14 protein-coding genes are annotated in these 18,676 nt (G+C 35.8%); 8 read left to right on the forward strand and 6 right to left on the reverse strand.

The window, feature by feature from the left end:
- Positions 1 to 651: 651 nt before the first annotated feature.
- Positions 652 to 1,071, forward strand: coding sequence for an rRNA maturation RNase YbeY (ybeY, locus tag ACPDG9_RS09010; protein ID WP_430527426.1), 420 nt, complete (start codon positions 652 to 654; stop codon positions 1,069 to 1,071).
- A 21-nt stretch (positions 1,072 to 1,092) separates the two neighbouring features.
- Entirely contained in the window at positions 1,093 to 2,970 is a 1,878-nt protein-coding gene (mnmG, locus tag ACPDG9_RS09015) for a tRNA uridine-5-carboxymethylaminomethyl(34) synthesis enzyme MnmG (RefSeq protein ID WP_430527427.1), read from the forward strand.
- A 109-nt stretch (positions 2,971 to 3,079) separates the two neighbouring features.
- Here the strand turns inward: mnmG and ACPDG9_RS09020 are convergent, their stop codons facing one another.
- Positions 3,080 to 3,340, reverse strand: a complete 261-nt coding sequence (locus tag ACPDG9_RS09020; protein WP_430527428.1) for a hypothetical protein — start codon at positions 3,338 to 3,340, stop codon at positions 3,080 to 3,082.
- Between the two features lie 599 nt (positions 3,341 to 3,939).
- Here ACPDG9_RS09020 and ACPDG9_RS09025 point away from each other — a divergent pair.
- The 3 genes from ACPDG9_RS09025 to ACPDG9_RS09035 all read left to right on the forward strand — a co-directional run bounded on the left by ACPDG9_RS09025 (position 3,940) and on the right by ACPDG9_RS09035 (position 8,045).
- A complete protein-coding gene (locus ACPDG9_RS09025) occupies positions 3,940 to 4,800 on the forward strand; it encodes a class I SAM-dependent methyltransferase (protein ID WP_430527429.1) in 861 nt (286 codons plus the stop codon).
- A 267-nt stretch (positions 4,801 to 5,067) separates the two neighbouring features.
- Complete coding sequence (locus ACPDG9_RS09030; RefSeq protein ID WP_430527430.1) at positions 5,068 to 5,664, forward strand: OmpH family outer membrane protein; 597 nt, start codon at positions 5,068 to 5,070, stop codon at positions 5,662 to 5,664.
- 95 nt (positions 5,665 to 5,759) lie between these two features.
- Complete coding sequence (locus ACPDG9_RS09035) at positions 5,760 to 8,045, forward strand: helix-turn-helix domain-containing protein (RefSeq protein ID WP_430527431.1); 2,286 nt, start codon at positions 5,760 to 5,762, stop codon at positions 8,043 to 8,045.
- A 5-nt stretch (positions 8,046 to 8,050) separates the two neighbouring features.
- On the opposite strand, the gene ACPDG9_RS09040 is transcribed toward ACPDG9_RS09035, so the two are convergent.
- Positions 8,051 to 9,196: an ATP-binding protein gene (locus tag ACPDG9_RS09040; protein WP_430527432.1), complete on the reverse strand. Its 1,146-nt coding sequence runs from the start codon at positions 9,194 to 9,196 to the stop codon at positions 8,051 to 8,053.
- Positions 9,197 to 9,397: 201 nt separating this feature from the next.
- Here ACPDG9_RS09040 and ACPDG9_RS09045 point away from each other — a divergent pair, with 201 nt between their 5' ends.
- The 3 genes from ACPDG9_RS09045 (at position 9,398) to ACPDG9_RS09055 (ending at position 13,132) form a co-directional block, all read left to right on the forward strand.
- Positions 9,398 to 10,588: a phosphoglycerate kinase gene (locus ACPDG9_RS09045; protein ID WP_430527433.1), complete on the forward strand. Its 1,191-nt coding sequence runs from the start codon at positions 9,398 to 9,400 to the stop codon at positions 10,586 to 10,588.
- 56 nt (positions 10,589 to 10,644) lie between these two features.
- The gene (locus ACPDG9_RS09050) at positions 10,645 to 12,138 is read left to right on the forward strand and encodes a transglycosylase SLT domain-containing protein (protein WP_430527434.1); all 1,494 of its coding nucleotides are present in this window, start codon (positions 10,645 to 10,647) and stop codon (positions 12,136 to 12,138) included.
- Positions 12,139 to 12,205: 67 nt separating this feature from the next.
- On the forward strand, positions 12,206 to 13,132 hold the full coding sequence (locus ACPDG9_RS09055) for a DUF4837 family protein (RefSeq protein WP_430527435.1): 927 nt from the start codon (positions 12,206 to 12,208) through the stop codon (positions 13,130 to 13,132).
- Between the two features lie 106 nt (positions 13,133 to 13,238).
- Here the strand turns inward: ACPDG9_RS09055 and rnpA are convergent, their stop codons facing one another.
- From rnpA to ACPDG9_RS09075, 4 genes are all read right to left on the reverse strand, one after another.
- Entirely contained in the window at positions 13,239 to 13,652 is a 414-nt protein-coding gene (gene rnpA / locus ACPDG9_RS09060) for a ribonuclease P protein component (protein WP_430527436.1), read from the reverse strand.
- A 127-nt stretch (positions 13,653 to 13,779) separates the two neighbouring features.
- A complete protein-coding gene (locus ACPDG9_RS09065; RefSeq protein WP_430527437.1) occupies positions 13,780 to 15,672 on the reverse strand; it encodes a M1 family metallopeptidase in 1,893 nt (630 codons plus the stop codon).
- A gap of 81 nt (positions 15,673 to 15,753) precedes the next feature.
- Positions 15,754 to 17,367, reverse strand: a complete 1,614-nt coding sequence (locus ACPDG9_RS09070) for a S8 family peptidase (RefSeq protein WP_430527438.1) — start codon at positions 17,365 to 17,367, stop codon at positions 15,754 to 15,756.
- Positions 17,368 to 17,440: 73 nt separating this feature from the next.
- On the reverse strand, positions 17,441 to 18,301 hold the full coding sequence (locus ACPDG9_RS09075) for an MBL fold metallo-hydrolase (RefSeq protein WP_430527439.1): 861 nt from the start codon (positions 18,299 to 18,301) through the stop codon (positions 17,441 to 17,443).
- Positions 18,302 to 18,676 lie beyond the last annotated feature (375 nt).

Consider the following 18,676-nt stretch of genomic DNA (forward strand, 5'->3'; position numbering starts at 1 on the left):
TGGAGTATGAGTTGAGATATGCAAAATGTAGCGCCCTGTTTTTTGTTCGATCTTTAAATTGCTTCTTCCTGTATTTGGCGTAAACAAAAATTATTGGAGTATGAGTTGAAATAGGCAAAATGTAGCGTCCTCTTCTTGCTTAACCTTCAGAGTTATTTGTCTCGTGTTTTGGTTAAAAAATAATATATACAAGGTGGTAGCAAATATGAAAAATATAACGTTTACTTTTGTTGCACAATAAAACTCCTCTAGACTATATTCGGTATAAAAAAATAGAGTAGTAGGAGGGAACAAAATAAATGAACGGAAAAGTTTATTTACTTTTTATTTTTTGGCTGCTGTATTTTGTGCAGTTAGATGTAAAATGATTTGTTTCATTTTTAATCAAAGCTAAAGAGGGTGTTTACAATGTTGTTGTAGTTTCCATATTTGTAATTTTTTATTTCCTTTTTTGTTTAAAGCAAACGTCAAGAGGTTGATTGGCGATAGGCGTCAAGTTTTCCTTTGTTTTGGTTCGCATAGTTGTAGTTTGGATGACAAGGGATGTTTTTTTAAAAGATAATAGGGACTTTTATTTGGGAATGTTTTTAGATTTCAGTGTATTACTGTTTTAATTTTCATCGTACCTTTGTCGGATATTTATATTTTTATATGATAACTTTTAATTACGAATTAGATTTTTCTCTTCAAAAGGAGGAGCAGTATGAGGCGTGGATCGAGTCCATTATTACTTCAGAGGGCTTTCATTTGGGGGAAATTAATTATATTTTTTGCACCGACGCGTATTTACATGAACTGAATGTAAAATATTTAGATCACGATACCTTAACTGATATTATTAGCTTTGATTATACTGATAATCAAGTAGTTAGTGGTGATATTTTTATTAGTTTAGAACGTGTTAAAGAAAATGCTTCTGATTTTTCAGTTGCTTTTGATACGGAATTATTGCGTGTTATGGCACATGGTGTTCTTCATTATTGCGGATATAAAGACAAAAGTGAGGCTGAAGAAACGCTAATGCGTCAAAAAGAGGAAGAAAAAATGAAAATGTTCCACGTGGAACAATAAAATGATTAGAATTTTACAAAAATGAGTATTTTTCAAGATAAATATGATGTTATTGTAGTAGGAGGTGGACATGCAGGTTCTGAAGCGGCAGCGGCAGCTGCTAATATGGGATCTAAGACCCTTTTAATTACAATGAGTTTGCAGAATATTGCACAGATGTCATGTAATCCTGCTATGGGTGGGATTGCGAAAGGACAAATCGTGCGTGAAATTGATGCCCTAGGAGGGTATTCTGGAATTGTTTCCGATCAAACAGCTATTCAATTTAAAATGTTGAATAAGTCTAAAGGACCTGCAATGTGGTCTCCTCGCGTGCAATCGGATCGCATGCGTTTCTCTGAAACTTGGCGCTTGATGCTGGAAGGAACTCCTAATTTAGACTTTTACCAAGATATGGTAAAATCACTTTTGGTTGAGAATCACCGAATAGAAGGAGTTGTTACGAGCTTGGGATTAACCATCAAAGCGAAGACTGTAATTTTGACGAATGGAACCTTTTTGAATGGATTAATTCACATAGGTGAGAAGCAGTTTGGAGGTGGTAGAGCAGGAGAAGGTGCTGCATTTGGTATCACGGAAGATCTAGTCAAACTTGGTTTTACTGCTGGCCGTATGAAAACAGGAACACCTCCGCGTGTAGATGGACGTTCTTTGGATTACTCCAAAATGGAAGTTCAAGGCGGTGATAGTAATCCTTCGAAGTTCTCTTATATGGATGTAACCTCGCCTTTAAAACAACAAAGAGACTGTTTTATGACCTATACTTCTGCAGAGGTTCATGATCTTCTTCGTGAAGGTTTTGATCGTTCTCCGATGTTTACAGGAAGAATAAAGAGTTTAGGTCCGCGCTATTGTCCGTCTATAGAAGATAAGATTAATCGCTTTGCGGATAAAGAAAGACATCAGATTTTTGTTGAACCAGAAGGGTGGAACACGTGTGAGATTTACGTCAATGGGTTCTCTACTTCTTTACCTGAGGATATTCAATTTAAAGCTTTGCGTGCCGTTGCAGGTTTTGAAAACGCCAAGATATTTAGACCAGGTTATGCTATCGAATACGACTACTTTCCGCCAACGCAATTAAAGCATACCTTAGAGACAAAATTAGTCGATGGTTTGTATTTTGCTGGTCAAATTAATGGTACAACAGGATACGAAGAAGCAGCATCTCAAGGGTTAATGGCGGGTATCAATGCACACCTAAAAGTACGCGAAATGGAGCCTTTGATCTTGCGAAGAGATGAAGCTTATATCGGAGTTTTGATCGATGATTTGATTACAAAAGGGACAGAAGAGCCTTATCGTATGTTTACTTCTCGTGCAGAATATCGCACTTTATTGCGTCAAGATAATGCTGATTTTCGATTGACACCGATGTCATATGCGATCGGTTTAGCTTCAGAAGCACGCATGAGAAGAATGGAATATAAGCGTGATGAATCTGAAAAATTCGTAGAATTTTTTAAAGAGACAAGCGTGAAAACGGAAGAGGCAAATCCTATTTTAGAGGCTAAAGGATCCTCTTTAATGAGTCAACCTGATAAGATGTTTAAGGTGTTTTCTCGACCACAAATTGAGCTAGAAGACATTCTAAAATTTAAAAAAGTAGAGGAGTATATTACAGAAAATAACCTGGATCAGGAAGTAATTGAACAGGCAGAAATTCAAGTAAAATATTCGGGATATATTGAAAAGGAAAAGAACAATGCGGATAAGTTAAATCGATTAGAAGACGTTAAGATTCCAGAGAACTTCGACTACGATAAGATTGTTTCCCTTTCGTTTGAGTCACGAGAAAAGTTCAAAAAGATCCGTCCAATAACGATCTCTCAAGCCTCTAGAATCAGTGGGGTAACCCCAACAGATATATCGATTCTCTTAATTCATATGGGAAGATAACAAATGAATTGAACGATAAGATAAGGATTGTTCCACGTGGAACAATCCTTATTTTTTTGTTGAGTAGGTAAGAAGCAATAGTCACCTTTACACCCCATTACAACGTTGCTTAAAGTAATAGATGAAGTGATAATACGTGATAAACAAGCCTAAAATACTGTATTAGTTCAGCTTTGTATTTAACGTATTCTGTTTGATAGAACGTTAGACTATCCTCTTTGAATAAATCAAAATTGATTTGTTTGCAGTTACTTTCTTTTACCGGATTGGCTGCTTGTAAATCTTCTTCAAATAAAAATATAGGCATGTCGAAAAGAGAAGGAGAAGAAGTTAGTTGAATGAGATGAAAAGCAAAAAGAGCACAATTCAACTACATGCTTTTTAAAACAAAAGGCTAGGGTATCGATGTAGTTAAATTTGATTTTTACCCTCGTTTTTTTTAAAATAAAAAATCCCCTAATAGAATAGTTGAGCAAGAATTTTTAGACCTAAAAAAAAGGATACTTTTAAAAGTAGAAAGATGAAAAAAGTTCAAAAAGAAAACTGTTTTTGCCTTTCTCTTTTTGGTTAAAAAATGGAGTTGAAAAAATGGAGTTGAAAAAAAAGTGAAAGAAGATTGAAGAAAAAAAGTTTTTACTTTTTAGTAAAAAGAGCTTTTTAACACAAGTGGAGTATTGAACTATAAATGCGGTAAAAAACATAAAAAAATATAGGGAAGGAAAAAGTGATTCAAAAAAAATTACTCGTCTTTTTTTGACAAAAAAAAGACTTTTAAAAATAGAATAGAAATTTTTGTTTTTTGGATACAATGAGGATGGAAAAAGTTTGACGTATTTTTGGAAGAAATAAAGTTTAAAAAGAAAAAGATATCCTTCGTGGTATTCTTAGAATAAATTATAATTTTGAAAGGTATACGTACTTTTTATAGAGCAATAAAAAGTGAAGGGTTGAATTAAAAGAAGCGTTGTAATGGAATACCTAAATTTTAGTAAAGACGAAAAAATAGCAGAAGTAAAAGATTATAGCGTTTCTCAAGAAGTGTTTTCTTTATACTATGATCGCACTTATGATTTAGTCATGACAGATCCAGTTCTGTCTAAAGAAAAATTAGGAGACTACTACCTAAGCGAAAATTATATATCGCATACGGATGGAAAGCGAAATTTTTTTGAACGCCTTTATCAAAGTGTAAAAAAAATTGCGTTGCGCAGAAAAGTTGATTTATTGTTTAGACAAAATAATACGGTTGGAACGCTTTTAGATATTGGTTGCGGTACGGGTGACTTTTTAGTTGAGGCAAAAAAAAGAGGGTGGACGGTTACCGGATTTGAACCAAGCGATCAAGCTCGAGCATTAGCAGAAAAAAAGGGAATACAATTGATTGCAGATTACAAGACATTAGCGGATGCTTCTTTTGATGTTATTACGCTTTGGCATGTTTTGGAACACATTCCAAATCTAGAAGAGCAGATTGTAGAAATAAAACGTTTGCTAAAAGCCGATGGAAAATTAATCCTCGCCGTGCCTAATTACAAATCGTATGATGCATCGCATTACAAAGAGCACTGGGCTGCTTATGATGTGCCTCGCCATATTTGGCATTTTTCTCAAAATTCTATCGTCCGTATTTTTTCTACCTTTCAGTTTAAGGTAGAAGAAGTTCAACCGATGATTTTTGACAGTTTTTATGTTTCTCTTTTATCTGAAGAATATAAAACAGGAAAACGAAATTGGATCAAAGCATTTTTAGTTGGCTTGCGTTCGAATGTAGAGGCGAGAAATTCTATGGAATACTCCTCTTTAGTTTACTGTTTGGTCAAATTGGAATAAAAGCTTTGTATCGTTCAAAAAAGAGGTTTATAGAAGAGTAAGAACGTTTTTAAAGCGATTTAAGACACTTTTTATCTATAAGTGGGATAATGGTATAAATAAAAAAAGATAAAGCAAGAGAGATAAGCATTTAAAACCTGTTTTAATAGTTTTTATTTATTGATTTTTATTTATCAATAAATTTAATTGATCAAAAGATATAAATACAAATAATGTAGTAAACATTAAAAGTTTTTTTAATTTTACATGTTTTTAAAAAAATCAAAAATGAAAAAAGGTATTTTCGTATTAGGATTAGCTGGATTGTTATTTTCTTGTAACAATAATACAAACACTGCTGCAACAGAATTTAAAACTGCGTATATTGATTCTTCTAAATTAATGACAGAATATCAAGAAGTAAAAGATATTGAATCAAAATACAAAATAAAATCGGAAGAGAAAGGAAAAGAGTTTGAAGGGGAAATTGCACAATTTCAACGCGAAGTTCAAAACTTTCAAACGAATGCAGCTCAAAAAGGTCAAGCTTGGGCTCAACAAAAAGGTGGTGAGTTACAACGCAAAGAGCAACAATTACAGATGAAACAGCAAACGATTTTTCAAGAATTGCAAGCTGAAAGTGCGAAAGAAATGGATTCTGTAGTAAAGAAAGTAAAATCTCATATTGCTGATTTTGCTAAGAAAAAGAGCCTAGATTACGTATTTAATACAGAAGAAGCATCTACTGTTATCTACGGTAAGGAAGAGTATAATATCACAGAGGATATTATTAAAGAATTAAATAGCAAGTACAAAGGTTCTTCAGCAGCTACTACAGTAGATGATAAGAAGGCAGAAACACCTGCAACTAAAGAAGAAAAATAAGAATATTTAATTACGTATATTATTCAAATAGTCCTAAGCATTCTTAGGGCTATTTTTATTTTGAAAGCAGTTAATGTTTTATCTTACCTAAAAAAATGGAAAATTTTTCTAGAGAAGCGAAGTATGTTTTACAGTTTATCAACGAGACCAAGCAGTCCATTTTTTTAACAGGAAAAGCGGGAACTGGTAAGACAACTTTACTAAAAGAAATCGTTAGTAGTACGCATAAGAATACGGTGATTGTTGCACCAACAGGAATAGCCGCTTTAAATGCTGGGGGTGTTACGATTCATTCGTTTTTCCACTTTCCATTGGCTGCTTTTATACCCGATGCTGTAAATCCACCGATTTTCAGTGAATATGTCAAATTTGAGAATCGCGTTTCGATTAAGAAGCATTTTCGCATGAGTAATACGCGCCGGTCTCTGTTTCGTAACTTGGAATTGCTCATCGTTGATGAAGTGAGTATGCTGCGTGCAGATGTATTGGATGCCATGGATTTTATGTTGCAAACGATTCGAAGAAACAAGCAACCTTTTGGCGGCGTTCAATTGCTGTTTATCGGAGATTTACTTCAATTACCCCCCGTAGTAAAAAATGAGGAATGGGAGGTTTTAAGACGTTATTATGACGGATCATATTTCTTTCACTCTAACGTCGTTCAAGCCAATGCGCCTTTGTATATCGAATTGGAGAAAGTGTATCGTCAATCCGATGATGCGTTTATTCAGATTTTAAATAACCTGAGAAATAATAGAATTAGTACGGCTGATTTACAAGTGCTCAATCAATATGTAAATCCAAATTTTGATCAAAGCAAAGCTGAGGGCTATATTACTTTAACCACACATAATGCTAAAGCTGATAAAATCAATTCTGATTCATTGGAGGCTTTAGAAGCTAAAGCCTATACGTACCAAGCAGAGGTTGTTGGCGATTTTCCAAATTCAATATTTCCCATTGAAAATCAGTTGCATTTGAAGGTGGGTGCTCAAGTTATTTTTGTTAAAAATGACTTGTCTTTTGAAAAGAAGTACTACAACGGTAAAATGGGAATTATTCAAAAGTTAAGTCCCAGTGAGATTTTTGTCAAATTCCCCGAAGAAAATGAAGTTATAGAAGTTGAACGCTATGAATGGCAGAATATTCGGTACAAAGTAAATCCCAATACCAAAGAGATTGAGGAAGAGCTATTGGGAACCTTTACGCATTATCCCTTGAAACTCGCTTGGGCGATTACCGTGCACAAGAGTCAAGGATTAACCTTTGAAAAAGCTATTTTAGACGTTTCTAAGGTGTTTTTACCCGGTCAGGCTTATGTTGCCCTATCTCGATTGAAATCATTGAAGGGATTAGTTCTTTTAACCCCGATTCAGATGAATGGGTTGCAAAATGACTACGAGGTAATGCAGTATGCGAAAAACAAGGCAGATAAAGAAACGTTAGAGGAGGAGATTCTGCGACAAACACTTTTGTTTTTAGAAGAGCAATTGATTGAAGCTTTTTCGTGGAAGAATTTGACGCAAAGTTGGCGCAATCACTTGTATTCCTTTGGAGAAGAAAACGATAGAAGTAAGAAGAGCGAGTATAAAAGTTGGACGCGAAAGATTGTGCAAACACTGGAGGAACTTGTAGTTTTAGCTGAGAAGTTCACCAACCAATTGAGGCATATTTTTTATCAGCAACCCGTTGATATCAAGTATGTAAAGGAGCGCGTTGATAAAGCTTATACCTATTTTTTTCCTACTTTGGATCACGTGGTTTTCGAACTGCTCTTTACCCTGGCTCAAGTTAGGGGAAAACGACAAATGAAAGCGTTTTTTACGGAGTTGGAAGAGTTGGAAGATCAAACGATTAAAACTGTACTAACGCTAAAAAAAGCGAAATTGCTCGTGGAGTTAGTCCGTAAAGAAGAGCGAATAACCAAAGAAAATCTTCGTAGTTTGGAAGTAGGGGAATATCGAATTAACCACTTGACACATATTGCTTCTCTGTTGAGAACTAGTCGTTTAGATTTACAGGATGACTATGATCTCCTAGAGGATTTAAAGTCGAAAGACAAGGCAAAAAAAGAAAAAAAGAAGAGTACTTTTTTACTGACGTATGAATTGTGGAAGGAAGGGCTTCGCGTCGAAGAAATTGCCGAAGAGCGCAAGCTTACAACAACGACGATATTTTCGCATTTAGCTAAGTTAATTAGCGATGGAAAGATTGAGTTGAGCGAAGTACTAGACGAAACTAAAATAAAGCGCTTAGAAGAGGTATTTACCCAAAATGAGGGCAAAACCCTTGCGGAAGTTAAAGTGGCTTCTAACGACGAATTTACTTGGGAAGAACTCAAGTTATTTCAACGAACAATACCGAATAGCGAAACGAATTAGTTTCGCTATTTTTTATGGATTAATCGCGTTAGTTTAATGGATAAATCAGTAAAAATCATCTTGCTATTGCCGTTTCTTTCGATGTGATAGATCGCATTCGACAATTCTTCAAAGATCTCGTCTATATTGGCTCCGTTAACGAAAGGAGCGAAGTTTTCGAGTTTGAATTTATCTACGGATGTTTGATAGTAAACTAGGTTTGGCGATTGGTAATTGCAAAGTAAGGCCTGTCTAAAGAGCTCAATGCAAAATTCGAGAAACTGTTTTTGTTGCTCACGGCCTAACGTGGCCAAATCTTCACTCCAGTCTACTAAATCTTTGATCACAGCAGCATTTCCTTTTGCGCGAAAAGCAGCTCTAACCCAAGAGACAAATTTATGTTCGAAATCAGATGAATCTGTTGCATTAGAAAGCAATTGAAGGGCTTTGTTGTAATTCCCCTGTGCTTGTCGTGCTAGCAAAGTTGCCTGTTGTTTAGCGCAACCTTGTTCACTTAAAGCTTGTTCGATTTCAACACTGTTTAACGGATTGAAACGCAACAATTGGCAGCGGGATAATATGGTTTGCAAAATGGACGTTTCACTTTCTGCAATCAGAATGAAAATCGTTTTGGCAGGTGGTTCTTCTAAAATTTTTAAAATCTTGTTTGATGCTTCTGTATTGAGTTTATCAGCCATCCATATGATCATGATTTTATACCCACCTTCATATGATTTTAACGCAAGTTTTTTGAGAATTTCTCCCGCTTCATCAACGCCTATTTGCCCTTGTTTGTTTTGTATATCAATGTGATTATACCAATCATTTAAACTCCCGTAGGGATTGTTTTTTATGAAATTTCTCCAAGGTTCTGCAAACTTATCACTCGTTGGGTGTTTTGTTACTTCACTCGTTGTCGCAACGGGATAAACGAAGTGTAAATCAGGATGCATTAATGCATTAAACTTGGTATTACAACTTTCATTTCCCCCTGTATTTTCTCCACCAACATTGCGACAAAGCAGGTATTGAGCATAAGCAATAGCCATAGCGAGTGTTCCTGTTCCTTCCTGTCCAATAAACAATTGAGCGTGAGGGATTCGACCTGATGTAGCACTTTGTACTAAGTGATTCTTGATGTGGTTTTGACCAACGATTTCTGAAAATAACATAATGCAAATATAAGTGAATTCTTTGGGTATGAATAAGCCTTGAAAAAGAAAACTTTCTTTCGCTCTAGGTTCTTTTCACCTCAAAGTACTCTTGTCAAATAGAAGTAGAAAATTAATATAATAATCTAAAATAATCGCACTTTGGATTTTAAAAAGATTTATATTTGCGTTAATTGGAATATATTTTAGAAAAATACAACTATGAAAACAATTGATAATGTGAATTTTAAAAATAAAAAAGTATTAATTCGCGTTGATTTTAATGTCCCTTTAAACGATGCCTTTGAGGTAACGGATACGAATCGTATTGAAGCGGCAAAACCTACGATTGAAAAGGTTATTAAAGATGGAGGAGTGGCTATTTTAGTTTCTCATTTGGGACGTCCTAAAGGAGAGCGAAATGACGCTTTTTCACTTCGTCATATTGCCGATAAAACGGCTGAAGTTTTGGGTACTAAAGTTACTTTTGTAGAGGATTGTATTGGAGAAAAAGTAAAAAAAGCAGTTGCCAATAGCCAAGCAGGTGATGTTCTTTTGTTGGAAAATTTGCGTTTCTATGCACAAGAAGAAAAAGGAGAGGAGCAATTTGCGAAAGAGTTAGCTTCTGTTGCGGATTTTTATATTAATGACGCGTTTGGAACAGCACACCGCGCACATGCGTCTACCACAATTGTTGCTCAATTTTTTCCGAATGACAAGTGCTTTGGGTATTTATTGGCCAAAGAGATAGAAAGTATCGATAAAGTATTACACAGTACCGAAAAACCTGTAACGGCTATTTTAGGTGGATCAAAAGTTTCTTCTAAAATTACGATCATAGAAAACATTTTAGACAAGGTAGATCATATGATTATCGGAGGAGGAATGGCCTTTACTTTTGTAAAAGCATTAGGAGGAAGTATTGGAAACTCTATCTGTGAAGACGATAAAATCGATTTAGCTTTGCGTATCTTAGAGCAAGCTAAAGTTAAGAATGTTCAAATTCACTTGCCTATTGACGTGGTTGCTGCTGACGCTTTTTCAGCTGATGCAAATACCCAAATAGTAGATGTAAATGCAATACCAGCAGGCTGGCAAGGGCTTGATGTGGGGCCTCAAACTTTGGCTAGCTTAAAGAAAGTGATTTTAGATTCTAAAATCATTCTTTGGAATGGACCTTTAGGGGTTTTTGAAATGGAGAAATTTGCCAATGGAACCATTGAATTAGGAAACTTTATCGCTGAAGCAACGAAAAAGGGTTCTTTCTCTTTAGTAGGAGGAGGTGATTCTGTTGCAGCTGTGAAACAATTTGGATTAGCACCTAAAATGAGCTATGTATCAACAGGTGGAGGTGCGATGTTAGAAATGTTAGAAGGACAAATATTGCCTGGTATCAAAGCAATACAAGAATAATTAGTTTAGGGTATAGCTACTGATAGTAGTTATACCCTATTTCAAAATACAATATCATGAATTATAAAGGAGTAGCGTTATCCCTTATTAGCCTATTATCTTTTAGCTTAATAGCACAAGAACAAACAGAAGGAAATGATTTTGGGAAAAAAGAAGTAGAACCACAGGTCTATTTAGATTCTATTAAGGCAAGTTTTGTCAATCATTCTGCTAGCCAACGCATCGAGAAGCTTTGGCTAGATGAATTGATCAATCAAGAGTTGTATGAAGAAATGAATGCTGATTTGGCGGATGATTCTTTTTTTTCGAATGAAGATGGAGAATGGGATGGTTTAACTACCGAAATATTGAAAGAGCGCTTAGCTTTAATCAATGAAAAAACGCCTTTCAATGTGGAGTATAACGAGTCATTGGAACGTTTAATCAAATCTTTTTTAAAGAAGAGAAAGAAGTCCTTTGAGCGTTTATTAGGGCTTTCGGAGTACTATTTTCCTATGTTTGAAGAGCAACTAGCAAAAAATAATATTCCGTTGGAAGTTAAGTATTTAGCTATTGTTGAATCGGCATTGAACCCTAAGGCTGTTTCTCATATGGGGGCAACAGGGTTGTGGCAATTTATGTATGCAACGGGAAAGCAGTATAATTTAGAAGTTTCTTCCTTTAAAGATGATCGCATAGATCCGTTAAAATCATCTGAAGCAGCAGCTAAGTTTTTGAAGGATTTGTATGGTATTTTTGGCGATTGGGATTTGGTTTTAGCTTCTTATAACGCAGGACCCGGTAATGTTTCAAAAGCTATTCGCCGTTCTAATGGTTTAACCAATTATTGGAATATACGTCCGAATTTACCGCGTGAAACGCAAAATTACTTACCTGCATTTTATGCGACGATGTATATTTTTGAGTATGCTAAAGAGCATGGTATTCAAGCCGATAGCAATATTCCAATGAAGATGGTGCAAACGGATACCGTGGCTATAAAACGCATGATGAGTTTTGATCAAATCTCTAAGTTGTTAGATGTTAGTCAAGAAGAACTAGAGTTTTTGAACCCAACGTATAAATTAAAAATTATACCTTATTCGTCAAGTGAATTGAACTTCGTGCGTTTGCCATTAGACAAAGCGGGGGTTTTAGTGTCGAATGAAGAGAAAATTTACGCTTATGTCGATTTTGAAGAGGAGCGAAAAGAAAAGCCTAACTACGATATTGCCATTGCGCAAACATCGGGCGTTCGCAATAAGTATCACACCATTCGCAAGGGTGAAAATGTTGGAGTTATTGCTAAAAAATACGGACTTTCGGTGGTTGAATTGAAGCGAATGAACAACATGAAAACCAATGTTATTTATCCGGGTAAAAAGCTAATTGTCGGTAAATCTACAATTGCACAGGCTTCTACTAATGGTGTTTATGTTGTTAAAAAGGGAGATTCCCTGTATTCAATTAGCAAAAATCTGCCGGGGGTGACTATTTCTAAGTTGAGAGCTTTAAATAATATGGGTGAAAAATCAACGCTTCAACCAGGAATGAAATTGAGAATTAATTAAGAGTCTTTTGAAACATTTTGTTGTCTATATTGCTTGTTTTATCTTTTGCATAAGTTGTAAAGAGCCTATGCGAAAACAAGATACACTTACTCCTTCTCAAGGACCGATCAATCAAATCTTGGTGGTCATTGATGATGATTTGTGGTTGAGTGATGTAGGCGACACGATTCGAAATTATTTAGCAGCCCGCATAGATGGTATTATTCCAGCTGAACCTACGTTTGATATTGATCAACAATCACCGCGAATATTTGCCAATACAGCTAAAAGCAAAAAAAACATTGTTTTCGTGAGTACAAAGGCGGAACAAAATAACTTTCAGCTCTTTGTAGATCAATACGCACAACCTCAAAATTATTTTTTAATTGAAGGAAAAGACCATAGAAGTGTAATTGAAAACTTTAAACAACATAAAGATTCGATCATCAATTGTTTCCACCATCAAGAAATTGAAGATATTCAAACTCGAATTAAGGAAGGACCAATGTATGAAACGGTGTATTTACACGATCATTACAACATTGATATCGATTTACCTGCGTCGTATAAACGCGTTTTAGTAGAGGATAATTTCGTTTGGTACAAAAAGGAAATTGCCTCAGGAAATAACAATATTTTGGTTTATAGTTTGCCTTTCCATGTGGTTAAGCCCTTTACAAAGAAAATTGAGTTTATTCAAGATATGGATTATCTGAGAGATTCCGTTGTTGGGAAATTCATTCGCGGTTCAGAACCAGATACTTTTATGAATATGAGTGTTGATTTTGAACCTTTTAATCGAACGATTTATGTAAGAGGGCAAGAAATAACGGAGGTCAAAGGAACTTGGGATATGGAGAATAGTTTTATGGGTGGACCTTATTTGTCCTACATCATCAAAAAAGAAAACTACTACCTTATTTTGGAAGGTTTTTCTTATAAACCGTCAATGAGTAAGCGAAATGAGATGTTAGAATTAGAAGCAATATTGCGCACTGTAAAAGTATATAAATAAAAGAGCGGGTCAATGACCCGCTCTTTTATTTTGAAGCTAAATTAATCGTTTAGAGGGATTGTATTTTTTAAAGGGATTAAGTTGTCTTTTTGTTTTTAAAAAGGGCTTAAATTGCTTTATTTTCCTCTTCTGATACTGTAGCCTTGTATTGTTTGACAAACTTTTCAAACAAACCCTTCATTTTGTGTTCTACTTCTTGATAGTTTAAGCGATCTTTAGTTTGATAAAAAAGCATCATAGCAAATTTTTGATCTAATTGATCGAGTATGATGGTTTTGTTTTTTCGGTAATTTTCTCGAAGCAAGCGTTTGTAATAGTTGCGATCTACGGCCTTTTTAAAGTGGCGTTTAGACACGGAAACTCCTGTTTGTAAAGGTGGGGCTTGTTCTTCGTTAACCTCAATATAAACCAAGCGAAGAGGGTATTTACTAACAGATTTACCTGTTATAAATAATTCATCTATAAGCCTTTTAGCTTTTAGTTTTTCTTCTTTTGGATAAGTTTCGTTTTGTTTTGTCATAGATCCTGCAAAGGTAGAAAAGGAAAGTGATATGTATAAAAAAAGTCCTAGAAAATGCTAGGACTTTTTTTTATACTTTTCGTGTTTGTGTAAACCACAGTTGCGTATTGTATAGATCGCGCTTTTGTTAATTGTTGTACACGTTGTTTTCTTGATTGACATCTGCCATAAATTGACTAGGGTCAATAAGAATAGTTTTAATCGTACTTTTTGGCTTATTGATAATGAATTTGTACTCAGGTTGAGCCCATCCCCATCCTTCTAAGATCGTGCGTTCATATTCGATGTACTGATTGGGTTTGCTCCAAAGCATGGCTGTATAGGGGATGTAAAACGTCTCCATAGTGCCGTCTTGATAGGTCACCAAAATATCTAATGGCATGCCCGCTCGTCCGATGCGTTTTAAAGTAACTAACGATTGATTTTTCTGAATTTCTTCAACAAACATGATACCGTAATCGACCGTATTCGTAGTCATCGTCCAATCGGTCATATACCAGTCTAAATTTGCTCCAGAAATGCGTTCTGCCGTGCGCTTAAAATCGTTTGGTGTTGGATGCGTAAATTTATACTGACTATAAAACTCGCGAAGTGTTTCCATCATGTTATCCCACCCAATGATATACGCTAATTGCGTTAAGAAAATTGAACCGCGACTATAAGCAGAGATAGAGTAAGCTCTATTGGTTAAATAGTGATCAGAATGCGTTGTCAAGGGTTCTTGAATGTTGCGTGCGATCATGTTGTAATAGCTTTTATACGTCGAAGCAAATGGATTTTCATCTTCTAAATTTTCTTTGGGCAAAATTTGTAGAAGTGCAAGGTCTGAAATAAAGGTCGTAAACCCTTCATCCATCCATTCGTGTTTCGTTTCATTCGTAGCTAGAGTGTGTTGAAACCAGCTATGCGCTAGCTCATGAGCAGTTACGCCTACTAGACTAGCAAAGTTTCGTTCGCCTGTAATCAGCGTACACATAGAATATTCCATTCCACCATCACCTCCTTGGATTACTGCGTACTGTGTGTAGGGATAGTCTCCAACATTTTTATTGAAGAAGTCCATCAATTGAGCCGTTATCGGCTGTAATTTTTTCCAATTTTCGATAATCGCAGGATTGTTTTTGTACAAGAAGTGCAATTTAACGCCGTTAGGTCCTTCATAGATGTCGTGCAGGTAGTTTGGATCTGCAGCCCAAGTAAAATCCAATACATTTTCAGCTTTGAAATGCCAGGTCAATGTTTTGCCTTTGGCAGGTGCTACTTTTACCCCTACATCTTCGTAACCGTATCCGATTTCATTGTTATTTTGCAAGATACCTGTTCCACCTACAATATAGTCTTTATCTAGTGTAATTTTAACATCGTAGTTGCTCCAAACGCTGTGAAATTCTCTTCCTAAGTATTGTTCTGTATGCCAGCCTTCGAAATCATATTCTGCTAATTTTGGAAACCATTGTGCCATAGATAAAGCAACACCTTCTTTGCTATTTCTACCTGCTCTGCGGATCATTTGCGGAACTTGTCCTTCAAAAGTCATATCCAAAACAGTTGTTTGTTTGGGTGCTAGAGGAGTTCGCAAGGTTACTTCTAATACAGTTCCAACGACTTTACTTTCTAAAGGAGCTCCATCTTGTGCTAGTTTTTTTACCTTTAGAAAGCCGATTTCGTTTTCTTTTAACTTGTTAATTCTGCTTTCGAATATTTTTCGACCTCTGATTTCTTTGGTATCAACCATACGAGGATCTGGATCTGGAATACTCATTAGCAAGGCATCCATATCGCTATTTGGTTGGAAGGCATTGAAATACAAGTGATAGAAAACTTTGCGTAAGGTATCAGGCGAATTGTTCGTATAAGCAACCGCTTGTGTACCTGTATACGTGAATTTTTTCACATCCATTTTCACATCCATGCTGTAGTCTGCATATTGTTGCCAATACCCAGGGTTAGGGTTCTGTTGTGCATTTGCCTGTTGCATGAAAGGCAAACACAGAAATAAAGCTACGATTAATTTTTTCATGTTTCAGTTTAAATTAAAACTCCACAATAAAGTAATACTTTGTTGTGGAGTATAAGATCTTTTTCTTTGAGAATAAAAAGTTTATTTTTTTGCTTGAGCTAATTTTTCTGCTAAAAGCAATGCATTGTATGCATTAACAAATTTTCCAGAAGTAGAAATGGAATTAAAATTTCTCACCTCTCTTTTTTCTCCAACGATTACGTCCAGATTTACTGGTACCCCTGAGTCCATGATGATTTTTTTCACTTCAGCAGCTGTAAATTGCGGATAGTATGCGCGTAGTAAAGCAGCAACTCCAGCAACGTTTGGCGATGCCATAGACGTTCCTTGTAAATATTCATATGAATTGTGTGGCGTTGTCGCGTATATTTTTACCCCTGGAGCAAAAACGTCTACATCGTAATGACCGTAGTTTGAGAAAGTAGCCACCATGTTTTCTCCAAATTTAGGATTTAAAGCTCCTACTACTAAGAAGTTGTTTGCTACTTCAGGTCCCATTTTTACGTTGTCATTGGGATAGCGCTCTACACCACCTTCGATGTTTAAATCCATCGCGTCATTTCCTGCCGCTACAACGATTAATACATCTTTAGACTCTGCGTAGATTATTGCGTCGCGTACCCATTGGCTATTTTCTTCAAAATACTTTCCGAAACTACCGTTGATTACTTTCGCTCCGTTATCTGCTGCATAGCGAATTGCTAAAGCAATGTCTTTATCGTATTCGTCTCCATCTGGTACCGCACGTAAAGCCATAATTTCAGCTACATCTGATGCAACACCATCACCCCCTAATTTGTTGTGTCTGGTTTGTGCAATAATTCCTGAAACGTGTGTTCCGTGTTTCGCTTCATCGCGATCAGGACCAATTACATCATTGTTTCCGTATACGCGATCATCAATATTGGTATGGTCATCACCTACAAGCTCACGACCATTGAAATCAATATTTAAGTGATATTTTAATTTGCTATCTCCGTAGTTTTTGAACGTTTCTAACCAAGAAAGCTCACGACCATTGTTTAAAATATTAGAGATTGCGTTTTTAGAGTGTATGATTTCTTCAGAGGCATCATCACCAATGCTTTTTAAATCTTCTAACGTATAGTCTTTTTTGCCTAAGAAAGTAGCTAATCTCTCGTTAGCACGCATTAACATATCTGCTCTAACTTGTATTTCTTTTGCTTCTTGTATTTCTTTTGCAAGTTCTTTTACTGCTCTTTGGTATTGTTCAGAACCATCATTTCCTCTTCTCACTACACGAACCATTTCCACATTTTCATGTACTGATTTTCCTAAGAAATTCCACCCGTGGATGTCGTCGATATAACCATTGTTATCATCGTCAACGTTGTTTCCTGCGATTTCTTTTGGATTGGTCCAAACTTGATCTTTTAAGTCTTCGTGGTCAATTTCAATTCCAGAATCAATTACCCCCACAACCACTTTTTTAGGTAGTGGTTTTCCTTTTAACAACTCTTCGTAAGCACGGTCAACAGACATACCAGGAACGGTGTCTCTAAGGATGTCTAGGTGACTCCATCTTTTCATTTGTTCTTCCGACAACGGAGTTGTTCTCGTTGGTAATTGATCTACAGTTGAGATTGGATTTTGTATGATAGCTTTCGAGCCTCCACAGCTAGTTAAAGCAAATGCCAAAGCTGCTGAAAGATAAATAGGTTTAATCAAACGCATTGTTCTTGGTTTTAAATTTCGTTTAAGACCGATAAAAATAGTATATAATTGGTTGAAAACGTTCAGCTTAACATTAAATTAAGATATCTGATACTTTATGTGTTTCATTTAATCGCACTCCTTTTTCGGTATGTTTTACTGTAATTATTTCGTTATGAGCATCATGTTCTAAGAAGAGTAGCCAGTTTTCATCAGCAGCCAGATTTAAAAATTTTTCTTTTTCACTTAACGTTAACAAAGGACGTGTATCATATCCCATGACATAAGGCAAAGGAATATGACCTGCAGTTGGCAACAAGTCAGCCGTAAAGGCAAGCTTGCGCCCTTTGTAGTCGAGAATGGGAATCATTTGCTTGTCTGTGTGTCCATCGGCAAATAAGATGGAAAAACCTAACTCGCTATTCGCTATGAAGTCTGTTTGTTCTCTAGTGATAAATTGTAGGGCTCCACTTTCTTGAATGGGAAGGATATTCTCCGGCAAGAAAGAAGCTTTTTCTCTTGAATTGGGATTTATAGCCCAATTCCAATGTTCTTGATTTGACCAATATTGGGCATTTTTAAATGCATTAACGTAACCACTTCGATCGGCATTCCAGTTAACCGCACCCCCTACGTGATCAAAGTGCAGGTGAGTCAAGAATACATCTGTAATATCATCTGGGTGAAATCCGTGATTGGCTAGTGATCTTTCTAAGGTGTGTTCACCCCAAAGGGAGTAATAACCAAAAAATTTATCCGATTGTTTGTTACCCATTCCCGTGTCAAGTAAGAGAAGGCGATTTCCGTCTTCAATGAGTAATAAACGCGCCCCTAAATCAATTTGATTGTTGGAATCCGCAGGGTTGGTTTTATTCCAAATCGATTTGGGAACCACGCCAAACATCGCTCCACCGTCTAGTTTAAAATTACCGCTTTCGATACTATATAGTTTCATGCTCTTTCCTTTTTTGGATGTGATTGGTGCAAAGTAAGAAAAATATTAGGAATGGGAAAGGAGAGAAAGGTAAGAGGTAAACGTGATTTGCCAATCGACAAACACCTCCCAAAATCAACTTTCCTTCGATTTGTTCAATTCTTTCTTTTATTTGTGTCTTGATAATCAAAAAATAGATACGAAATTTGTAATGAAAGCTTTTTAAATAGAAAAAGAATTTATTTACCGTATTAAACCGATTTGGAATTGGTAGTGAATTAGCTAATCTACTGCTTAATAAGTAATTAAAAATGGATTCAAACAATAGATTTTATCGATTTTAGTATTAAAACTTCTAATCGTTATAAATATGTTAGTTAGTGTCAGAAACCATTT

Source organism: Myroides sp. C6-3 (assembly GCF_050522425.1).
Classification (GTDB): Bacteria; Bacteroidota; Bacteroidia; order Flavobacteriales; family Flavobacteriaceae; genus Flavobacterium.